Origin of the sequence: Pauljensenia hongkongensis, assembly GCF_001746855.1 — a bacterium.
GTDB classification, from domain to species: domain Bacteria; phylum Actinomycetota; class Actinomycetes; order Actinomycetales; family Actinomycetaceae; genus Pauljensenia; species Pauljensenia hongkongensis.
In genome coordinates this window covers 1,432,932-1,434,239 of the sequence record NZ_CP017298.1, presented here as the reverse complement: position 1 = coordinate 1,434,239, position 1,308 = coordinate 1,432,932, and the positions used below count along the sequence as shown (strand labels likewise).

General features: G+C 75.7%; 2 pseudogenes. Both read left to right on the top strand.

Going from position 1 to position 1,308, the window contains the following annotated elements:
- Positions 1 to 334, top strand: a pseudogene (locus BH719_RS05930) (hypothetical protein); the annotation flags it as partial.
- 371 nt (positions 335 to 705) lie between these two features.
- Positions 706 to 1,308, top strand: a pseudogene (locus tag BH719_RS09660) (hypothetical protein); the annotation flags it as partial.

Sequence of the window (1,308 nt, the reverse complement as noted above, 5' to 3'; positions counted from 1 at the left end):
CCGTATCGACGCCCCCGCCCTCGCCCGCGCCGGGGCGGTCATCGCGCACTTCAGGCAGTACGAGGTCTTCTCACCCGCTTCCGCTGCGGTCGGCGCCGGTCTGGCCCGGTGGATACTCGTCTCGAACGGGGTGGATCCGACGGGGACCGCCGTGGTCTCAGCCGCTGACGCGCTGGACCCGGTCGGCGCCGCCCGCGCGCTCGCGGGCTGGGCGTCCGGCGACGAGGCGGGGGTCGGCGAGTGGCTGGTCCACGTCGCCCAGTGCGTGGAGTACGGGGCGCGGATCGGGCGCGACATCGCCGTCCACGTGCAGGCGCGGACCCTGGGGGATTAGGGCGGGGTGCTGGCGCTCTTGCCGCGCCTAGCGCCCGGGTGCGCACACAAGGACCCCGATTTACGCAACCTCCTGCGGCGGCGCCCGTCCTGCTTCCCCATGTCGCACACAAGGCCCCCGATTTACGCAACACGAGTCGCACACAAGGGCGGGATCAAGCCCTTGTGTGCGGTGCCGTGTTTCCTAATTCCGTCCCTTGTGTGCGACATGGGGAAGCGCAAGGCCGCGCAGAACCAGCTGGGGGAAACCGCCGGCGTGATCCGGCTGGGGCCGCGTGCCGGTATCCACAGGCCGTCGAGTCCCCGGGGCCGTGTCCACAGGGCGGGGCCCGCCAGTGGCGCGCTCGGGTCCGCCGGGGGTGTGCTTGGGGCATGGACACGCCGCAGAAACCCACAGTCGCCATGGTCGGCCTCACCGAACGGGAGAGGGAGAGCGCTGTCGCCGTCGCCTCCCTGGCGGGAGTGGGGGTCGTCCCCGAAGGGGCGGCGCCCGACCTCGTCATCGCGGGGGAGGGGGCAGCCCGGGCGGGGGGATCCTCCGCGCCGCGCGTGAGCGTGGGCCCCTCCGGGCAGCTGCGCCTCCCCAAGGACGAGGCGGTCCTCATGCGGGTCCTCGCCTCCCTCGCCCTGCGGCGCGCGGCCGGGGGCCTGCGCGTCCTCGTCGCGGGGTGGCACGGCGGCGTCGGCACCACGGCCCTGTGCCGCGCCCTCGCCTTCCGCGCCTCGTGCCCCCTCATCGACGCCTCCGGGCACGCGCCCGGGGTCCTGCGCCCCGCCGACGGGCGCGCGCCCGGCGTCCGGTGGGCGGATCTGGACGCCGCGGAGGCCGTCTTCCTGCCTGCCCTCGCCTCGCAGTTGCCGTCCGTCCACTCGTCCCCAGTGCTCGCCGGGGACTGGCGGGGGTGCGCGGACGCCGCCGACCCCAGGCTCGGCCCGGTCCTGGCCGCCCTCGAGGCGGCGGGCGCGGCGCGGACC